The organism is Streptomyces sp. NP-1717, from assembly GCF_022695985.1.
Lineage (GTDB): Bacteria > Actinomycetota > Actinomycetes > Streptomycetales > Streptomycetaceae > Streptomyces.
This window is the reverse complement of sequence record NZ_JAAPBF010000044.1, coordinates 1-18497: the sequence shown is the minus strand read 5'-3', so window position 1 is coordinate 18497 and position 18497 is coordinate 1. Positions and strand designations below refer to the sequence as shown.

Genomic DNA, 18497 nt, shown 5'->3' with positions numbered 1-18497 from the left:
CCCCAGGGGGCGAAGTGCTCAGGACCCGGTAAGGGTCTAGTAGCACTCCTTCGTGCCCTTGTGCAGCTTCAGGCTCAGTCCGCTGAGCTCGAAGGTGCCGGCCGTGGTCGCCCACGCCGTCTGCTTCACATCGGTCAGCGTCGCCTCTTCGGCACGCTGCGCGAAGCCGAAGGGGTTGACCTTCTTCTCGGTCCCCGGCTGGATCCTCGTGTCGCCGGCCGCCACACCGATGTCGATGTTCTTGAACTTGGCGTCGGCTTCGAGCTTGGCGACATCCAGGTACAGGTTCGTCGCCTTGACCGGCTTCGCGCTGTCCTGGCCGGCGCGCAGCTCAAGGCTGACACTGCCGAAGATCGGGACGTCCGGAGTGACCACCGACTGGCACATGTTGCTGATCGTGGCCGAGCTGAAACCGGAAACGGCCACCGGGTGGGCGGTCTTGTTGCCCTTGAGATCGGTGCCGTCGGCGAGACTTCCGTACTGGACGAAGTCCTGGCCGACCAACTGGTCGGCCGAGACCTTGAAACTCTGCCCCGACACACTGAACGACGCGGCGAGCGCGCCCTGTGCCAGAGCGACACCTATCGCGGCCGTCGCGGCCACGCTCGGCACCATGACGACGGCGAACCGCTTCCATCTGGTCCCGCCACGTGCTTGGGACTCCATCACTTTCCTCCTTCTCGGACGTACATCTCCGGATCGGGCGTCGGCCCGTCCTGGGATGGGAGAAGTGCTACGTCCTCGGGAAGGAGAGCGCCGTTAAGTATCAGCGGAACGAGCCGCCTCAGAATCACCGACGATCACCCCCGAGCGACAACCACTGGGCCACGCGCGTCGCGTGGCCGCCGGACAGGCCCCGCCGGTCGGCGGGAACCCCCCTGTCCCGGGTCGGCGCCACCGCTCCGCCGGCCCGCCCGGTGGGGTCCCGACCGCGGTGGGCACGACTGGGTCGCCGTACCGGTGCGCTGTCGGACCGAGCGTGGACGATCGTGGTGTATTCACGCTCGGGACACAAGGGGGTTCGTTACTGGCAAGTAATGAGTGGTTCACGCAGGAGCCACGGGGCGGCGCCGCGCGGGCACACAGGGTGCCCCAAATCACCCCGACAGAACTCGTGAATACCGCCAATAACCGGACAGACCCAGGTGGTTGATTTACTCGGAGTAACAGCGACCCCGCTTTACCAAGTTTTGGTAAAGCGGGGTCGTCGGGTCGTCGAGTCGGCAAATCGTTACGCGCCGCCTCGCAGCGCGTGACGGAGGCGGTGCGCCGTCAGAAAAGGACCCTGGCAAGTGCCTGCCGCGCGGCGGTCACCCGGGGGTCGTCCGAGCCGATCACCTCGAAGAGTTCGAGCAGCCGCAGCCGCGCCGCGTCGCGGTCCTCACCGGCCGTGCGCCGTACGGCCTCGACCAACCGGCCGAAGGCGTCCTCCACATGACCGCCGACCAGATCGAGGTCGGCGGCGGCGACCTGCGCGGGGACGTCGTCCGCCCGCTCCGCCGCCTCCTTGCGCACCTGCTGCGGGTCCATCCCCTTCACACGGGCGAGCAGTTCGGCCTGCGCGAGGCCGAGCTTCGCCTCGGTGTTGCCGGGATCGTCGGCGAGCACGTTGCGGTACGCCTGCGCCGCGCCGCCGAAGTCGTCGGCGTCCAGCGCGCGTACGGCGGCTTCGAGCAGCGCGTCGTAGGGCCCCACCCGCTCCTCGGGCTCGGCGTCCGCGCCGGGCTCCGCGCCGGCCTCGGCGTCGACCGTGATCCCGGTCAGGCCGAAGCGCTGCTCGCCGACCTGGATCAACTGGTCGAGGGTCTCGCGGATCTGGGCCTCGGGGGCCGCGCCCTGGAAGAGGGGCAGAGCCTGGCCCGCCACCACGGCGAAGACCGCGGGGATGCCCTGGATCTGAAACTGCTGCATCAACATCTGGTTGGCGTCGACGTCGACCTTGGCGAGAACGAACCGGCCGTTGTACTCACGGGCCAGCCGCTCCAGTACGGGACTGAGCTGCTTGCACGGCTCGCACCACTCGGCCCAGAAGTCGATGACGACCGGGACCTCGGCGGAGCGCTGGAGGACATCGCGCTCGAAGCCCGCCTCGTCGACGTCGATCACCAGACTGGAGGGGGGTACGGCACCGGTGTCGCCCCGACGGGCCGCCTCGGCGCGGGCCTGCTCGGCCTTGGCCTTGGCCTCACCGGCCGCCTTCACCGCGGCGAGATCGACGACACCGCTCATGGACATGTTCCTAGGCTGCATGAGTACATCCTCCCCTCTCCGCGCGCGCATGTGAAAAGCAATCGGACATCTCGCACCGTCCGCCCCGTCAGGAGCGAACCGCCCGCACACGACCGCACCCGCCGAGGGGCCCCGCGGGGTGCGGGGCACACGGTGGGACACGGCCTTCGCGCCCCGCGCGAGCCTGAACACGTTCGGGGCAAGTCCCCATGGGGAACAGGGTTCGGCAGGGGTCCCCACCCCGAGCCAGTGGTCGCCGCTCAAGAACCGCTCAGGAACTGCTCAAGAGAAAACGGTCTTTCGCTACGGGCCGTAGCGTAACCGAGAAGCTCCCCCGTCCGTGTGAGATTCGTCCGGTGAACTGACTCACAACGGATTCCTTACCGACGGGTATGGTCGCGGACATGCTGAGCCGCAGCCACCGCAGCCCCAACCGTTCCGGCCGTCCCCGCAGTGCCGCGGCCGACACCGCGATCCTGCTGGCGACCCGGGCCGCGCTGGTGGAACTGGGCTGGTCCAAGCTGTCGATGGGCGATGTCGCGGCCCGCGCGGGCGTCGCCAAGACCACGCTCTACCGGCGCTGGTCGGGCAAGAACGAGTTGGTGGTCGACGCGGTCGCCGTCCTCTTCGACGAAATCGAGATCCACGACCGGGGCAGCCTCATCGCCGACATCGAGGGCGTGGTGCTCCAGTTCGCCGCCCTGCTGGAGCGGCCGGAGACCAAGACCGCGCTGATGGCGGTCGTCGCCGAGTCGACGCGGGACGACGCGCTGCGCGACCGCATCCGTACGGCGATCGTCGACCGGCAGAAGGGCCTGGTGCTCAAGGGCCGTGAACGGGCGCAGGCGCGGGGTGAGTTGCCGTACGAGAGCGACCCCGAGGCGGCGGCCCGCAACGCCGACCTGATCTTCGACGTGATCGCGGGCGCCGTGGTGCACCGGACGCTGGTGAGCGCGGAGCGGGTGGACGAGGAGTGGGCGCGCGATTTCACGCTGCTGCTGGTGGCGGGACTGGGCGCGGTCCAGGGGGCCTGAGCGCGGACGGCGAACGGGCCGGCGACGTCGAGGCCGTGTACGGCGATCTGATCGCCCGTCCCCGGCCGGCCGGGGAATCGAGCGCATTCGTCCTCACGGAGGCGGGAGAGGCCGGCCGTACGCCGGGGAGCGGCCGAGTGAGGTGAACGGGCGGGTGCGCGACGGGATCGCGCCCCGGACGAGCGCCCGCGCCGACCGCCGGCGGATTCCCGGCGGGTCGGCGTCCTGCCCGGCCGTCAGAAGCCGGGCGGCTCCGTGTACGTGCCCCACTCGTCCCGCAGCACGCCGCAGATCTCGCCCAGCGTGGCCTCCGCGCGGACAGCCTCCAGCATCGGGCCGATCATGTTCGACCCGTCGCGCGCGGCGACCAGCATCGCGTCCAGCGCAGTACGGACAGCGGCGTCGTCACGGCCGGCCTTGCGGTCCGTCAGCTCCGCCACCTGGTCGCGTTCGACCTCGTGGCTGACCCGCAGGATCTCCAGGTCGCCGGTGACCGAGCCGTGGTGGACGTTGACGCCGACGACCCGCTTGTCGCCCTTCTCCAGAGCGCGCTGGTACTGGAAGGCGGACTCGGCGATCTCGCCGGTGAACCAGCCGTCCTCGATGCCGCGCAGGATGCCGGAGGTGATCGGGCCGATGGGGTGCTGCCCGTCGGGGTGCGCGCGCCGGCCGCGCTCCTTGATCTGCTCGAAGATCTTCTCCGCGTCGGCCTCGATGCGGTCGGTGAGCTGCTCCACGTACCAGGAACCGCCCAGCGGGTCGGCGACGTTGGCGACGCCGGTCTCCTCCATGAGCACCTGCTGGGTACGGAGCGCGATCTCGGCGGCCTGCTCGCTGGGCAGGGCCAGGGTCTCGTCCAGGGCGTTGGTGTGCAGCGAGTTCGTGCCTCCGAGGACCGCCGACAGGGCCTCGACCGCGGTCCGTACGACGTTGTTGTACGGCTGCTGGGCGGTGAGCGAGACGCCCGCCGTCTGGGTGTGGAAGCGCAGCCACTGCGCCTTGTCCGTCTTCGCGCCGTACGTCTCCTTCATCCAGCGCGCCCAGATCCGGCGCGCGGCGCGGAACTTGGCGATCTCCTCGAAGAAGTCGAGGTGCGCGTCGAAGAAGAAGGACAGACCGGGGGCGAAGACGTCGACGTCCATGCCGCGCGAGAGGCCCAGCTCCACGTAGCCGAAGCCGTCGGCAAGGGTGTACGCCAGTTCCTGCGCGGCCGTGGCCCCGGCCTCGCGGATGTGGTAGCCGGAGACGGAGAGGGGCTTGTACGCGGGGATGGACGCCGCGCAGTGCTCCATCAGGTCGCCGATGAGCCGCAGATGGGGCTCGGGCTGGAAGAGCCACTCCTTCTGCGCGATGTACTCCTTGAAGATGTCGGTCTGGAGCGTGCCGTTCAGTACGGAGGGGTCGATGCCCTGGCGCTCGGCGGCGACCAGATACATGCAGAAGACCGGGACGGCGGGGCCGCTGATGGTCATGGACGTCGTGACGTCCCCGAGCGGGAGATCGCCGAAGAGGACCTCCATGTCGGCGGCGGAGTCGATCGCCACGCCGCAGTGACCGACCTCGCCGAGGGAGCGCGGGTCGTCGGAGTCGCGGCCCATGAGGGTCGGCATGTCGAAGGCGACGGAGAGGCCGCCGCCGCCGTTGGCGAGGATGGTCTTGTAGCGCTCGTTGGTCTGGCGCGCGTTGCCGAAGCCGGCGAACTGGCGGATCGTCCACGTACGGCCCCGGTAGCCGGTCGCGTGCAGTCCGCGGGTGAAGGGGTACTCGCCCGGCCAGCCGATCCGCTCGAATCCCTCGTACGTGTCACCCGGGCGCGGCCCGTAGACCGGCTCGACGGGGTCCCCGGAGAGCGTGGAGAAGTCCGCGTCCCGCTTGCGGGCCTTGTCGTAACGGGCCTGCCAGCGCCGGCGGCCTTCCTCGATCGCTGCGGTCTCGGCCTGCGCGTGAGCGTCCATACCCCGAATTTACTAGGACGTCCTACTAAAAGTCGAACGTAAACCGCCGCGAGTTTCCTCACGGCGGTGTGCGGGACCGGGCCGGGCGGCTCCCCGGCGGGCTCGGAGCCCCGCCCGGCAGCCGGACTCAGGCCTCGACGGGGGCGGTCTCGTCCCGGACGATCAGCGACTGGACCTCTCGGGTGATCTTCGGTTCGACGAAGAACGAGGCGACCGGGATGCAGCCGGCGGCCAGCACCCACAGGAGCTTGCCGAAGGGCCACTTCGCCTTGGAGCCCAGATCGAAGGCGAAGACGACGTAGACAATGAAGAGCAGACCGTGGATCTGGGAGATCACCATGGTGTCGCCGGTGTCGAAGCCGTACTTCAGCACGATGGCGACGGTGAAGACCAGCAGCCAGACGGCGGTGATGTACGCCATGACCCGGTAGCGGGTCAGGATGCTCTGTTTCATGGCCACGAGCGTAACGACCCGAAAAGTCCCCGCGGACGGCGGGGCTCAGTTCTCCTCGAAGTCCTTGGCCGAGATGCGCAGCGGGCGCAGTATCGCGAAGATCTCGGCGCACTCCTCCGCGTCGTACGCCCCGAGGCCGAACTCCATCTCCATCAGGTCGCGGGTCGCGGCCTCCACCACCTCGCGGCCCCTGTCGGTGATCGAGGCGAGGGTGCCGCGGCCGTCGTTGGGGTTGGGGCGCTTGTCGACCAGACCGGCCTTGACCAGCCGGTCCACCGTGTTCGTGACGGACGTCGGGTGGACCATCAGCCGCTCGCCGATCTTGGACATGGTCAGCTCACCAGCCTTGGAGAAGGTGAGCAGCACCAGTGCCTCGTACCGGGCGAAGGTCAGCCCGTACGGTCTGACCACCGCGTCGACCTCGGCGAGCAGGATCTGATGGGCCCGCATGATCGACGTGATGGCGCCCATCGACGGCACGGGGCCCCAGCGCTGCTGCCAGAGCTCGTCGGCTCGGGCGATGGGATCGAAGGCAAGGCTGAGCGGCTTGGACACGTCAGCGACCTTACCGAGTGGTCATATGGCGGTCTGCCCCTACTCCCGGATTACGGGGGGCGGTCCGGCGCACCTCGTGGACGAGGACGACGGAACAGACGGTTCCGATCACGCCGGCCCCGGCGACGACCTGGTGCACGGGCAGGAACTCGGCGGCGAGACCGGCCAGCGCCATGCCGAGGCCCTGCACCGTCATCAGTCCGGCGGTCATCAACGTCATGGCCCGGCCACGGAGTTCGTCGGGGACCGCGTCCACGAACCACTGGTCGAGGCCGATGACGTACACGGCGCCGACGCCGGACAGCGCGAGGGCGAGCACGGCCAGGCCGATGCCGGGCGTGAGGGCGTAGACGAGCAGGGGCAGCAGCCCCACCGCGGCGGACGGGAGCACGATCCGCGAGCGTGAGCGGGGGCTGAGGGCGGAGCCCGCGACGAGTTCGGCCGCGATGTGTCCGACCGGCATCGCACACATCATCAGTCCGAGCGCGGCGGGGCCGACGCCGATCTGGTCGGCGTACGGCGCCATCAGCGCCTCGGGCGCGACGACGAACATGGCGGGGATCCAGAAGAGCAGTGTCAGCGCGCGGATCCGCCGGTCGGCGAAGACCAGCCGGGCGCCGTCGAGCGAGTCCCGCAGCAGATTCGTGCCGTCGTCCTTCTTGGGAAGGCGGGCGGGCCTGTCCTTGGTACCGAAGCGCAGCAGTGCGGCCGAGCAGAGGAAGGTGACGACGGTGATCGCGATCGCCCCGCGCGGGGGTACGACGGCGAGAAGGACGCCGCCGACGGCGAACCCGACGAGGAGCGCGCTCTGCGACACGATCCTCAGGATCGAGCGCCCGAGGACGTAGAGGTCCCCTTCCCCGAGGATGTCGGTGAGCGCCGCCATGCGGGTCCCGGTGAACACGGGCGCGACGGCGGCGACGGCGCACCGCAGGGCGAGCAGCCCCGCGACGGGCGTCCCGGGGGCGACCATCACGGCGACGCACGCCGCGCAGACGAGATCACAGACCACGAGCACCCGCCGGGCGGGAAACCGGTCGGCCACGCCCGCGAGGAGCGTCCCGCCGAAGACGTAGGGCAGCAGGCCGAGCGCGAAGGTGAGGGCGCTGAGGAGGGGCGATCCGGTGAGGTCGTAGACAAGGACGGTGAGGGAGATCTCGGTGACGACGACCCCGAGGAGCGAGAGCAGATGCGCGGCGAACACGAAGCGGAACTCGCGCACGCGGAACACCTCGCGGTATCCGCGCGCGGCCTCGCCCTCGGCGACCGGTCCAGAGCCCCCGCCGACCGAGGACACCGCGCCCGGACCGGTTGATTCAGCCCGTCCGGCGATTGAGGACACCGGTGGGGTGCCCGGCGCAGGCGAGGACTCCGAGCCGTCGGGCGCGGGTGCCACTGCCCCGGTGACTACCGCCGGCCCCGCGTCCGAGCGACCCGACTCAGCCCGTCCGGCGATTGAGGACACCGGTGGGGTGCCCGCGGCAGGTGGGGTGGTCTCGCTCGACGGGTTGACTGGTTCGGTCGGCATGGGAGCAGCCTCGCGCCGCCGCGGGGGCGGCACTAGACTTTCGGCTCCAGCCGAATCTCTCCACCGAGCGAGGACCCGCGTGGCGTTCCAGTTGCACTTCGGGGAGCACGACCTGCTGCGCTGCCGGTTCGCCCTGTCCCCGCTCTGGGAGACGCAGGAGGCCGTGCGCACCCTCTCGCGGCCCGACCGGCACGGCTACCACCTGCCGTGGCTGCGGCGGATCAGGGACGCCGCGGCGGGGATCGATCTGCGGCCGCTGTGGCTGCTGATGCCGCAGGTCGGGCACAACCCCGATTTCTTCTGCCCGCCGCCGGAGAGCCCCGTCGTCAGCTTCGCCGAGGAGATCGCGCTGGTGCGGTCGACGCCCCTCGACTTCGCCCGCCGGGACCTGACCCTCGCGCTCGCCGAGACGCCCGGCGCCGCCGAGAGCGATGCCGGGCGCAGAATGCTGGACGATCCCGCGCGGGCGGTGCGGGAGCTCGCCGATCTGCTGGAGCAGGTCTGGCAGCGGTTGATCGAGCCCGACTGGCCCCGTCTGCGCGCGCTGCTCGAAGCCGACATCGCCTATCACTCGCGGAGGCTCGCCGAGGTCGGATTCGGGCGGCTGCTGGGCGAGTTGAGCCCCCGGCTCGTCTGGGCCGACTCCACCCTCACCGTCCTCGGCACGCGCGGCGACCACGACCGCGTACTCGGCGGACTCGGTCTCGTCCTCGTACCGAGCGTCTTCACCTGGCCCGAGATCATCGGCGGGCACGAGCCACCGTGGCAGCCCGCCGTGATCTATCCGGCACGCGGTATCGGCGGCCTGTGGACGGAGGCGGCCGACCGCACGCCGGACGCACTCGCCCGGCTGCTCGGCCGGGTCCGGGCCGACGTCCTGTGCGCGCTCGACGAACCCGCCGGGACCACCGCGCTGGCGCACCGGCTGGGCCTCGCGCCCTCCTCCGTCTCCGCGCACCTGTCGGTGCTGCGCGACGCGGGCCTGCTGACGTCGCGGCGCCATTCGCACCAGGTGCTGTACGAGCGGACACCGCTGGGGATCGCGCTGGCGGTGTCGTAACGCAACGGACTGTGACCGTTATGTCACGATTGTTCGGTCCTGTGCTTCTCCGGTCGTTCAAGGGGGCTGGATGTCCAGCCGCACACCGCGCCGCCTCTCCGCCGCCGTCTCGGCCTCCGCCGCCGTTCTCGCGCTCGCGCCGGCCCTCACCGCCTGCTCGTCCGGCTCCGGCGCCCCCGCGCCCGACAGGACCGGCACCCCGGCCGTACGGGGCGAGGCCGCCCCCACCGGCGGCTCACCGTTCTGGGTGGACCCGCAGAGCGACGCGGCGCGCCAGGTCGAGAAGTGGCAGGCCGAGGGCCGGGCCGAGGACGCGAAGCTCCTCAAGCGGATCTCCGAGCGCCCCGTGGCCGACTGGCCCTCCGGCGACGACCCCGCGCCGGGGATCCGCAGGGCCGTCAAGGGCGCGGCGGGAAAGCGCACGGTGGTGCTCGTCGCGTACAACATCCCGCACCGCGACTGCGGCCTCTACTCGGCCGGCGGCGCCCGTGACGGCCGCGCCTACCTCGACTGGATCGACTCCTTCGCCGGCGCGATCGGCGACGCCCGCGCCCTGGTGATCCTGGAACCGGACGCCGTTTCCCACCTCGTGGACGGCTGCACCCCCGCCGAGCACCACGCCGAGCGCAACCGGCTCCTCTCCGACGCGATCGAGCGGCTGAAGCGGCAGCCGGGCACCAAGGTCTACCTGGACGCGGGCAATCCGAACTGGATCAAGGAACCGGAGAAGATCGCGGAGCCGCTGCGCTCGGCCGGTGTCGCACGGGCGGACGGCTTCTCGCTCAACGTCTCCAACTTCGAGACGGACGACGCCGTCAAGACCTTCGGCACCGAGTTGTCGGGGCTCCTCGACGGCGCCCACTTCACCGTCGACACCAGCCGCAACGGCGAGGGCCCTCTCAAGGGCGAGGGGGACGAGGCCTGGTGCAATCCACCCGGCAGGTCGCTCGGTACGCCGCCGACCGCCGAGACCGGTGACGCGCTGATCGACGCGTACCTGTGGATCAAACGGCCCGGCGACTCGGACGGCCCCTGCCGGGGCGGCCCGGCGGCGGGCACCTGGTGGCCGGACTACGCCCTCGGACTCGCCCGCCGCGCGGACGCGTGACGTCCGTAGCGGCGCGAACCTCCCGGCCCCACCGCTACTCGCCCTTCACCTGGATCCACTTCGCCTCCGACGACACCCCCGCCTCGTCCGTCACGAACAGCATGTACCAGCCGGGCGGCACCAGCGTCGGGTCCGACGGGACGTCCACCGTCACGGAGCCGCCCCGCTTGGTCAGGGCGAGGTCGATCGAGCGCTGTTCCACGTCCGTGCTGTGCGTGACCGCGCTCGGCCGCATCAGCCGCGCCTTCTCGATCCGCCGGGAGTTCTCCGTACGGAAGGTGGCGCGCCCGTTCTGGTCGAGTTCCGCCGGCCCCTCCCCCAGCACCGGCCGCCGCTTCTCGCGGTCGCCTTCCAAGGAGGGCGGCGTGTAGATCTCCACGCGCTGCTCGAACGTGCCGAGTTTCGTGTTGTCGGCGTCGTCGAAGAGCGGATCGGATCCGAAGGTCGCCACCCGCCCGTCGGGCAGCAGCAGCGCCTCGGAGTGGTAGTTGCGGCCGACCGTCGGATCGGCCGCCTTCTTGAAGGTGTTCGTCCTCGGGTCGTAGAACTGCGCCTTGAGGATGTCGCTGGCGTTGCGCCCCCGGTAGTCGGACGAACCGCCGCTCGTGAAGACCGTGTCGTCCGGCATGATCACGCTGCTGAGATAGCGCGTCCCCTGCGGCAGGTCCGGCCCGGCCCGGAAGGCCGGGCTGTCCTCCTTCAGATCCACGATCGCCGTGCGCGACGTGGACTTGGACGACTCGCCGACCCCGCCGCCGCCCATGACCATCACCCGCTGGTCCTGCGCGGGAGGCAGCACCAGCGAGGCCGAGGTCTCCGTCTGGTCGAGCCGGCTGAGCCCGTCGACCTTCGTGAAGATGTTCTTGTCCAGGTCCCACAGCCCCGGCTGGCGGCCGGCCGTGGCGGGCCCGTAACCCGCGTTGGAGCCCGAGTAGAAGACCTTGCCGCCCTTGGTGAGGAAGAGCGCGGGATACGTCGGGAAGTAGCGCGTGGGGCCCTTGGACCACTTCTTGGACCCGGGGTCGTAGATCTCGTTGTCCCCGGTGAGTACGGCGCCGACGTCGTCCAGGCCCGAGACGGCGAGCACCCGGCCGTCCTCCAGGGTGAGCAGCGTCGGGTACCAGCGGGCCTCCTTCATCGGGTCGACCCTGACGTACCTCTCGGCGACCGGATCGAACTCGTACGCCGCCTTGATCCCCTGGAAGTCCTGCTTCTCCGTGGTCAGCTTCTGCGCCAGGCCGTAGTGGTTCTCCGCGTCCTTGCCCTTGAGGCCGACGATCTCGTACTGCGCCGCCTCCGTCGTCAGCGCCCGCGGGCCCTTCTCCACGGCCTCCACGAAGACGCGTGCCTCGCCCGCCGTGACCTTCGTCTTCCACGGCAGCATCCGGCCGCTCTCGGCGTACGAGATCTTGAAGTCCCGCTTCGCCCTGGGCACGGTGACGTCGAACTTGCTCACGTACTCGACACCGGACGGCGAGCGGAAGCGGGTGCCCTTCTTGAAGGTCCGCGCCTTGTCCGGGTTCTCGTTCTTGACGCGCATCCCGCCGCCCGCGCGGTCGACCTCCCCGTCGAGGACCTCGTAGCGCGCGGTGCCGCCGGCCACCAGCAGCCGCCCGTCGGGCAGTTGGGAGTGGCCCGAGCAGAAGAAGTCCTCGGGGGTGGGGATCTTCCGGTACGAGTTGTCCGCCGGGTCCCACAGGACGGTGTCGAAGGTGCCCGCGTCGAACTTCTCCTGGCTGTTGCCGGATCCGGCGATCAGCAGCACCTTGCCGGTGTGCAGCAGTGCGGCGTGGATCGCGTTGGTGCGGTACTCCTCGGGGACGTGCAGCACCTCCCAGGAGCCGTACCGCGCCTTGTAGCCGGGCTGCGCGATCTTGTACGCGTGGTACTTCTCCTCCGCGAAGGAGATGGCGGCCGGCGCGTTCAGCGACATCAGCACCAGCACGGCGCCACCGCCGAGCAGCGTCTTCTTGAACTTGCGCGAGGGCCGGTAGGCCATGACTCAGTTCCCTCCTGTCGTCGTGGCGAGCGCCGGCTCGGGCTGCTCCGGTCCGTCGTCGACGGGCAGCGGCAGGACGTGCGCGGCGTCGCGGCGCCCGCGCAGGGTGGTCACGGCCCAGACGGCCACCGGGGCGAGCGAGATGACCAGCGCCAGTACGGCCCAGGTGCGCATCGCGGCGTGCGTATGGCCGAAGTGCACGGACGCCGCGAGTGACGTCGTCAGCACGACCGCCCAGAACAGGTGCAGCCGGAAGGTCATGAGACGGTCGGCACTGGTCTTGCCGCCCTTGGGGGTGACCACGAAGCGGCCGCTGGTGCGCAGCACCGCCGAGCCCAGCGACTTGAGGTAGACCGGCGCGCAGAGCGCCGACATGACCATGCCGGCGAGTCCGCCGGACCCCTCGGGCTCGTGCGGTGAGACGTTGTGGCGCCGGTTCCAGAGGTAGAGGCCGATCTGGCAGGCGGCGGCGTCGCTGTAGAGCATCAGCCAGAGCGAGGACGACACCTGGGTGCCCGAGGCGCCGAGCCAGAGGAACAGCACGCAGCTGAGGATGCCGAGGAGCCAGTTGATCGCGGTCATCGGGTAGTAGACGAGCATCAGCGTGTAACTGAGGAGGCGGCCGGGCGGCACCCGGAACAGCGCCTTGCCGTACTGCCTGAGGATGGTCTCGTACGTGCCCCGCGACCAGCGGAGCTGCTGGGTGAAGAAGTCGGTCCAGGACTCGGGGCCCTCGCCCACGGCGAGGACGTCGGGGGTGTAGACGGACCGCCAGTACCGGCCGGTCTGCGGGTTCCTCCCGCGATGCAGTTCGAAGCCGGTGGCCATGTCCTCGGTGATGGAGTCGTAGAGGCCGCCGACCTGTTTGAGGGCGCTGATCCGTACGGCGTTGTTGGTGCCGACGAACATGGGGGCGTGGTAGTGGTTTCCGGCCCGCTGGATCAGCGCGTGGAAGAGGAACTGCTGCGACTCGGCGGCCTTGGTGACCGCCGAGTCGTAGTTGCCGTACACCTGCGGGCCGACGACGAAGGCGACGTCGGGGTCGCGGAAGAAGCCGAGCATCCTCTCCAGGAAGTTGGGCAGCGGCACGTGGTCGGTGTCGACGGAGGCGAAGAAGTCGTAGTCGTCGCCGTGCATCGCGAGCCAGGCGTTGTAGTTGCCGTGCTTGGTCCTGGCCTTGTGGACGCCCTTGGCGCGGTTCCACTCGGGCACGCCGAGCCGGCTGAAGTGCCGCACCCCCAGTTCGCGGCAGAGCCGCCGGGCGGCGGGGTCGTCCCCCTCGTCGAGCAGCCAGATGTCCAGGGGCCCGGTGTGGCGCAGCCGTACGGCTCCTTCGAGGGTGGTCCGCAGCATGGAGAGCGGTTCCTTGCCGGGGACGTACGTGGTGACGAAGGCGACGCGGGTGCCCAGTTCGGCGACCACCGGGACGGGGTCGCGGGCGACCAGCGTGGCGTGTGCGATGGAGGCGACGTTGACGAGCATGAAGAAGGCGATGAGCCCGATCGACACGAGCATCACGGTGTCGAAGGCGACCAGCCAGCGGGCGCCGCCCTCGCGTTCGGTCCAGTGGGTCGGCCAGATCAGATAGACCATCAGCACGCCGGAGAGGAGTGGTGCCATGACCATGAGCACGACGGCCCGGACCCGGTGGGGTTCCTGCGCGAGCAGACTCCGGTACCGCACCTGGTAGGCGGTGGTGCGGTCGGGCTCGGTCAGGGGTCCCGCGAGGCGGCTGTGGGTCTCGTAGTCGTAGCCCTCCGGCCGCACGGTACCTCCAGCGATTGGGCGAGGTCGATATCCTCAGAAAAGTGGATATACCTCGGCGTGTCGACTGGGGTCGTCCGTGCGAGTGGCGGTAAGGGGCGCCGGATCGCGGGCGGTCGGGGGCGTGTTCTCGGGCCCGGGCCGCAGAAGGGGAGCGCCGGACGCGCGATCGCCGGGCGGGCCGCGTGCGGCCCGCCCGGCGATCAGGGACACATCGGTCGGCGGTCAGCCGGCGAGGTGCCGTTCCAGCGTCTCGACCTTGGAGTTGAGGCCGTCGGTGACGCCCGGCCGTACGTCGGCCTTCAGGACGAGCGAGACGCGCGGGGCCCGCGCCTCGACGGCGGCGACCGCCCGCCTGACCACGTCCATCACCTCGTCCCACTCGCCCTCGACGGAGGTGAACATGGCGTCGGTGTGGTTGGGCAGCCCGGACTCGCGTACGACCCGGACGGCGTCGGCGACGTACTCCCCCACGTCCTCGCCCACCCCGAGCGGTGTGATGGAGAAGGCGACGATCATGCGCTGACCGTGCCCTCGCGGCGGGCGCGCGAGGCGATGACCTCGTCCTCGGCCTCACGCCTGAGCCTGCGGTCGGCGTAGAAGCCGCCGGCGGGCAGGACCGAGAGCACGAAGTAGAGGGCGGCGGTGCCGAGCGACCACTTGGTGCGCCTCCAGGCGTCCAGCCAGAAGAGCACGTACAGGACGAAGAGCAGCCCGTGGATCGCGCCCATCACCGGGACGGCGTTGAAGTCCGTCGTGCGCTTGAGCACGGAGCAGACGAGCAGCAGCAGGAAGGACACGGCCTCCGGCGCCGATACGAGGCGGAGACGGTGGAGGGATGAGGCGGTCTTGATGTCCACGAGGCAGGCACCTTCGTCGTCGGGGGGGGGCGTCGTGATCGTCGTCGTGCGCGTCATGCTCGTCGCGGTCGTCGCACGCACGGCCGCGCGCGAGTGCCGCACGCGCGTGATCATCTTGTGAACGCGTGCACAAGCGACGTCTCATTGTGGCACCAGGCTTTGCCCGCTTTTTATCCGGGTCCGGCTACCTTCGACCTGTGGCTCAGTTGCGACTCCAAGGCAGCAAGGTGCTCGCCGTCGACATGGCGGGCGACTCGGTACGGGCGAAGAACGGCTCGATGGTCGCCTACGACGGCCGGATGGCGTTCAAGAAGCTGTCCGGCGGCGGTGAGGGCATACGGGGGATGGTGACCCGCCGCCTGACCGGCGAACAGATGGTCATGATGGAGGTGAAGGGCGAGGGCACCTGCTTCTTCGCGGACCGTGCCAGCGAGATCAGCCTTGTCTCCCTGCACGGCGACAAGCTGTACGTGGAATCGAGCAACCTGCTGTGCACGGACGGCGGTCTGCGCACCGGCACCAGCTTCACCGGTCTGCGCGGCGGCGCGAGCGGCAACGGTCTGTTCACGACGACCGTCGAGGGCACGGGCCAGGCGGCGATCATGTCGGACGGCCTGGCCGTGGTGCTCCGGGTGACACCCCAGTACCCGCTCTCCGTCGACCCCGGCGCGTACGTCGCCCACCAGGGCAACCTCCAGCAGCACCTCCAGTCCGGTGTGAACTTCCGGACGATCATGGGCGAGGGCGGTGGCGAGGCCTTCCAGATGCGGTTCGAGGGCGACGGTCTGGTGTACGTGCAGCCCAGCGAGCGCAACACCGTCGGGGGCGATGTCTGATGCCGTTCCGGGAGATCAACTCGAAGGTGGTCGAGGCGACGGTGGCGCCGGGCCGGCGGATGTTCAGCCAGCGCGGCGCGATGCTCGCCTACCGGGGCGACGTCACGTTCACCCCGAACACGGCGGGCGGCCAGGGCGGTGTGATGTCGATGATCGGCCGGCGCGTGGCGGGCGAGGCGACCCCGCTGATGACGGTCGAGGGGAGCGGCACCGTGATGTTCGGTCACGGCGGTCACCACATCCAGGTGATCGAACTCTCCGGCGACACCCTCTACGTGGAGGCCGACCGCCTGCTCGCGTTCGACGGGTCGCTGGAGCAGGGCACGATGTTCATGGGCGCGCAGGGCGGCGTGATGGGGATGGTGCGCGGCCAGGTGACGGGCCAGGGCCTGTTCACCACCACGCTCAAGGGTCATGGCTCGGTCGCCGTCATGGCGCACGGCGGGATCATCGAGCTGCCGATCGGCCAGGGCCGTACGGTCCATGTCGACCCGCAGGCGTACGTCGCCCACCACGGCGACGTACGGAACAAGCTCTCCACCGCGGTCGGCTGGCGGGACATGGTGGGCCGGGGCTCGGGCGAGGCGTTCCAGCTGGAGCTGAGCGGCAACGGTGCGGTGTACGTCCAGGCGTCGGAGGAGAAGCTGTGAGCGCGCCCGTGATCCACGACCCGATGACGCTGCCGAGCGACGACAACGTCAACGCGTACACCTTCTGCGTGGAGCTGAAGGGGAGCCAGTGGTTCCTCCAGAAGGGCAAGATGATCGCCTACTACGGGCGGATCGACTTCAACGGCATCGGCCACGGCAGGCTCGACCGGCTGGTGCGCGGCAGTTTCCACTCGCCGCTGCACGCGAGCGACTGGGTGGTGGCGGAGGGCAGCGGCAAGATGCTCCTCGCCGACCGCGCGTTCGACGTGAACTCCTTCGACCTGGAGAACGGCAATCTGACGGTCCGCTCGGGGAATCTGCTGGCGTACGAGCCGTCGCTGGCGCTCAAGCAGTCGATCGTGCCGGGTTTCCTGACCCTGATCGGCACGGGGAAGTTCGTGGCCGCGTCGAACGGTCCGGTGGTCTTCATGGAGCCGCCGCTCCGGGTGGATCCGCAGGCCCTGGTGGGCTGGGCGGACTGCCCGTCGCCGTGCCACCACTACGACCACGCCTATATGACCGGGGTGATGGGCGGGCTGCGGGCGATGAGCGGGCTCGGCGGGTCGTCGGGCGAGGAGCACCAGTTCGAGTTCGTCGGGGCGGGGACGGTGCTCCTCCAGTCCAGCGAGGCGCTGCTGGCCGAGACGGCGCGCGGCGTGGTGCCGAACGAGCCGGGTGTACCGGGCGGCGGGGCCCCACCGGCCGGACAGCCGGGCGGCACGCCCCGGATGCCGGGACAGCTCGGCGACCTCCAGCGACGCTTCGGGCTGTAAACGGTAGTCTGCGGAGTGTGACCTCGAACGTGTGCGCCCTTTCCGTGCCGGGATGTTCCGGCACGGACTTTCCTGTGCCCGGCGTCACACTCCGGAACTTCGTCCAAATTTCAACATCTTAGGTAGAATTCATACATGGAGACCGAGACGGCCACCCGCTGGCTGAGTGACGCGGAGCAGTGCACCTGGCGCACCCATCTGGACGTCAGCAGACTGCTGATGCACCAGTTGGAGAAGGACCTCCAGCCGTTCGGGCTGACGAACAACGACTACGAGATCCTGGTCAACCTCTCCGAGGCCGAGGAGAGGCGCCTGCGGATGAGCGACCTCGCCGCCGCCACGCTCCAGTCCAAGAGCCGTCTCTCGCACCAGATCACCCGGCTGGAGACAGCGGGACTGGTCCGCCGGGAGAACTGCGAGTCGGATCGGCGCGGCCTCTTCGCCGTCCTCACCGACCAGGGCATGGAGACGATGCAGAAGGTCGCCCCGCACCATGTCGCCTCCGTACGGAAGCACTTCATCGACCTCCTGCCGCCCGAGGCTCTCGCCGCGCTGAGCACATCACTCACGCCGGTCGCCGAGCACCTGCGCGGGCGCCGCGCCAAGAGCTGAGGCACCGGCCGGGACAGGTCGCTCCGGGTCCCGGCCCGCGGCGGGCAGGCGCAACTCGAACAGGGCGCCGCCCGCCTCAGCGCGGCCGACCTCCAGGGTGCCGCCGTGCCGGTGTGCCACGTCGCGGGCGATCGCGAGGCCCAGCCCGGCGCCGCCGTCGTCCCTGCTGCGGGCGTCGTCGAGCCGTACGAACCGCTCGAAGATCCGCTCCCGCTCCTCCTCCGGCACCCCCGCCCCGTCGTCGGAGACCGCGAGCACCACCTGGGCTCCCTCCCGGCGCACCGTCGCCCGGATCTCACCGGCCGCGTGGCGCTGCGCGTTGTCCAGCAGATTGCCCAGCACCCGCGCCAACTGGCTCCGTGAGCCGGCGACTTCGGCGCTGTCTCCGACGTCCGGCAGCACCGGGATCCGGTCGGCCGACCGCTGCGAGACCTCCTCACGCACCAGCGCGGCCAGATCCAGCCGCGTACGCCCGGCCTGCTCCCCCGCGTCGAGACGGGCCAGCAGCAGCAGATCGGCGGCGAGTTGCTGGAGCCGTACGGTGTCGGTCACCGCGCCCGGTACGTCCAGCAACTCCGGGTGCGCCACGCCCACTTCGAGCTGGGTGCGGAGCGAGGCGATGGGGCTGCGCAGCTCGTGCGAGGCGTCGGCGACGAAACGGCGCTGGCGTTCGACGGAGGCTTCGAGCGCGGTGAGCGTCTCGTTGGTCGTACGGGCCAGCTTCGCGACCTCGTCGTGGGTGCCCGGCTCGGGCACCCGCCTGCTCAGGTCCTCGGAGGCGGTGATGGCGGCCATCTCGCGCCTGATGCCCTCGACGGGCTGCAGCGCGCGCCGTGTCACCAGCCAGGTCACGCCGCCGACGACGACGAGCAGGGCGGGCAGCCCGATGAGCATCGCGATCTGCGTGGCGGCGACGGCGCTCTGCTGCGGGCCGAGCGAGGCGCCGACATGGACCACGTAGGGGCCGCCCGCCATCGCGGTGACCCGGCGCTCCGAGAAGCGGTAGTCCACGGTCGTGCCGTTGACGCTCACGCTTCCGTCGCTGTGCCCGAGGGGCCCGGAGACCTTCCCGTCGGCCGG

The 18497-nt window shown here is 70.3% G+C and carries 18 protein-coding genes; 7 read left to right on the top strand and 11 right to left on the bottom strand.

Annotated features, from left to right (window positions below; all coding sequences use genetic code 11):
• Positions 1–36: 36 nt before the first annotated feature.
• The gene (locus GXP76_RS12560; RefSeq protein ID WP_147873795.1) at positions 37–666 is read right to left on the bottom strand and encodes a DUF6230 family protein; all 630 of its coding nucleotides are present in this window, start codon (positions 664–666) and stop codon (positions 37–39) included.
• Between the two features lie 606 nt (positions 667–1272).
• Complete coding sequence (locus GXP76_RS12555) at positions 1273–2250, bottom strand: tetratricopeptide repeat protein (protein ID WP_242571580.1); 978 nt, start codon at positions 2248–2250, stop codon at positions 1273–1275.
• A gap of 383 nt (positions 2251–2633) precedes the next feature.
• On the opposite strand from GXP76_RS12555, the gene GXP76_RS12550 reads away from it, so the two are divergent.
• Positions 2634–3263: a TetR/AcrR family transcriptional regulator gene (locus GXP76_RS12550; RefSeq protein WP_242571579.1), complete on the top strand. Its 630-nt coding sequence runs from the start codon at positions 2634–2636 to the stop codon at positions 3261–3263.
• A 236-nt stretch (positions 3264–3499) separates the two neighbouring features.
• Here GXP76_RS12550 and GXP76_RS12545 read toward each other — a convergent pair whose 3' ends face one another.
• The 4 genes from GXP76_RS12545 to GXP76_RS12530 all read right to left on the bottom strand — a co-directional run bounded on the left by GXP76_RS12545 (position 3500) and on the right by GXP76_RS12530 (position 7755).
• Positions 3500–5218, bottom strand: a complete 1719-nt coding sequence (locus GXP76_RS12545) for a methylmalonyl-CoA mutase (protein ID WP_242571578.1) — start codon at positions 5216–5218, stop codon at positions 3500–3502.
• Positions 5219–5345: 127 nt separating this feature from the next.
• The gene (locus GXP76_RS12540) at positions 5346–5672 is read right to left on the bottom strand and encodes a DUF3817 domain-containing protein (RefSeq protein WP_242571577.1); all 327 of its coding nucleotides are present in this window, start codon (positions 5670–5672) and stop codon (positions 5346–5348) included.
• Between the two features lie 45 nt (positions 5673–5717).
• Positions 5718–6227, bottom strand: coding sequence for a MarR family winged helix-turn-helix transcriptional regulator (locus tag GXP76_RS12535; RefSeq protein ID WP_242571576.1), 510 nt, complete (start codon positions 6225–6227; stop codon positions 5718–5720).
• Positions 6228–6237: 10 nt separating this feature from the next.
• Positions 6238–7755 carry an MFS transporter gene (locus GXP76_RS12530; protein ID WP_374360779.1) on the bottom strand — a complete coding sequence of 506 codons (1518 nt, stop codon included), beginning with the start codon at positions 7753–7755 and terminating at the stop codon, positions 6238–6240.
• A 79-nt stretch (positions 7756–7834) separates the two neighbouring features.
• Between GXP76_RS12530 and GXP76_RS12525 the strand changes: the two genes are divergently transcribed.
• Together GXP76_RS12525 and GXP76_RS12520 are read left to right on the top strand one after the other, a co-directional pair.
• Positions 7835–8815 carry a DUF5937 family protein gene (locus GXP76_RS12525; RefSeq protein ID WP_242571574.1) on the top strand — a complete coding sequence of 327 codons (981 nt, stop codon included), beginning with the start codon at positions 7835–7837 and terminating at the stop codon, positions 8813–8815.
• 70 nt (positions 8816–8885) lie between these two features.
• Entirely contained in the window at positions 8886–9923 is a 1038-nt protein-coding gene (locus tag GXP76_RS12520) for a glycoside hydrolase family 6 protein (RefSeq protein WP_242571573.1), read from the top strand.
• A 34-nt stretch (positions 9924–9957) separates the two neighbouring features.
• Here GXP76_RS12520 and GXP76_RS12515 read toward each other — a convergent pair whose 3' ends face one another.
• The 4 genes from GXP76_RS12515 to GXP76_RS12500 form a co-directional block, all read right to left on the bottom strand.
• On the bottom strand, positions 9958–11922 hold the full coding sequence (locus GXP76_RS12515) for a galactose oxidase-like domain-containing protein (RefSeq protein ID WP_242571572.1): 1965 nt from the start codon (positions 11920–11922) through the stop codon (positions 9958–9960).
• Between the two features lie 3 nt (positions 11923–11925).
• The gene (locus GXP76_RS12510; RefSeq protein ID WP_242571571.1) at positions 11926–13689 is read right to left on the bottom strand and encodes a glycosyltransferase family 2 protein; all 1764 of its coding nucleotides are present in this window, start codon (positions 13687–13689) and stop codon (positions 11926–11928) included.
• A 222-nt stretch (positions 13690–13911) separates the two neighbouring features.
• Positions 13912–14205: an MTH1187 family thiamine-binding protein gene (locus GXP76_RS12505; RefSeq protein WP_242571570.1), complete on the bottom strand. Its 294-nt coding sequence runs from the start codon at positions 14203–14205 to the stop codon at positions 13912–13914.
• On the bottom strand, positions 14202–14546 hold the full coding sequence (locus GXP76_RS12500) for a DUF3817 domain-containing protein (protein WP_242571569.1): 345 nt from the start codon (positions 14544–14546) through the stop codon (positions 14202–14204). The genes GXP76_RS12505 and GXP76_RS12500 overlap by 4 nt, the downstream gene beginning before the upstream one ends.
• 197 nt (positions 14547–14743) lie before the next feature.
• Here GXP76_RS12500 and GXP76_RS12495 point away from each other — a divergent pair, with 197 nt between their 5' ends.
• From GXP76_RS12495 to GXP76_RS12480, 4 genes are all read left to right on the top strand, one after another.
• A complete protein-coding gene (locus tag GXP76_RS12495) occupies positions 14744–15382 on the top strand; it encodes an AIM24 family protein (RefSeq protein WP_308354126.1) in 639 nt (212 codons plus the stop codon).
• The gene (locus GXP76_RS12490; RefSeq protein WP_242571568.1) at positions 15382–16032 is read left to right on the top strand and encodes an AIM24 family protein; all 651 of its coding nucleotides are present in this window, start codon (positions 15382–15384) and stop codon (positions 16030–16032) included. Before GXP76_RS12495 ends, GXP76_RS12490 begins: the two co-directional genes overlap by 1 nt.
• Positions 16029–16805 (top strand): AIM24 family protein, encoded by a 777-nt coding sequence (locus GXP76_RS12485; RefSeq protein ID WP_242571567.1) that lies wholly within the window; start codon positions 16029–16031, stop codon positions 16803–16805. The genes GXP76_RS12490 and GXP76_RS12485 overlap by 4 nt, the downstream gene beginning before the upstream one ends.
• Positions 16806–16940: 135 nt before the next feature.
• Complete coding sequence (locus GXP76_RS12480) at positions 16941–17417, top strand: MarR family winged helix-turn-helix transcriptional regulator (protein ID WP_242571566.1); 477 nt, start codon at positions 16941–16943, stop codon at positions 17415–17417.
• Here GXP76_RS12480 and GXP76_RS12475 read toward each other — a convergent pair.
• On the bottom strand, positions 17367–18497 hold a 1131-nt coding region (locus GXP76_RS12475; protein ID WP_242571565.1), incomplete at its 5' end, for a cell wall metabolism sensor histidine kinase WalK. The genes GXP76_RS12480 and GXP76_RS12475 overlap by 51 nt on opposite strands.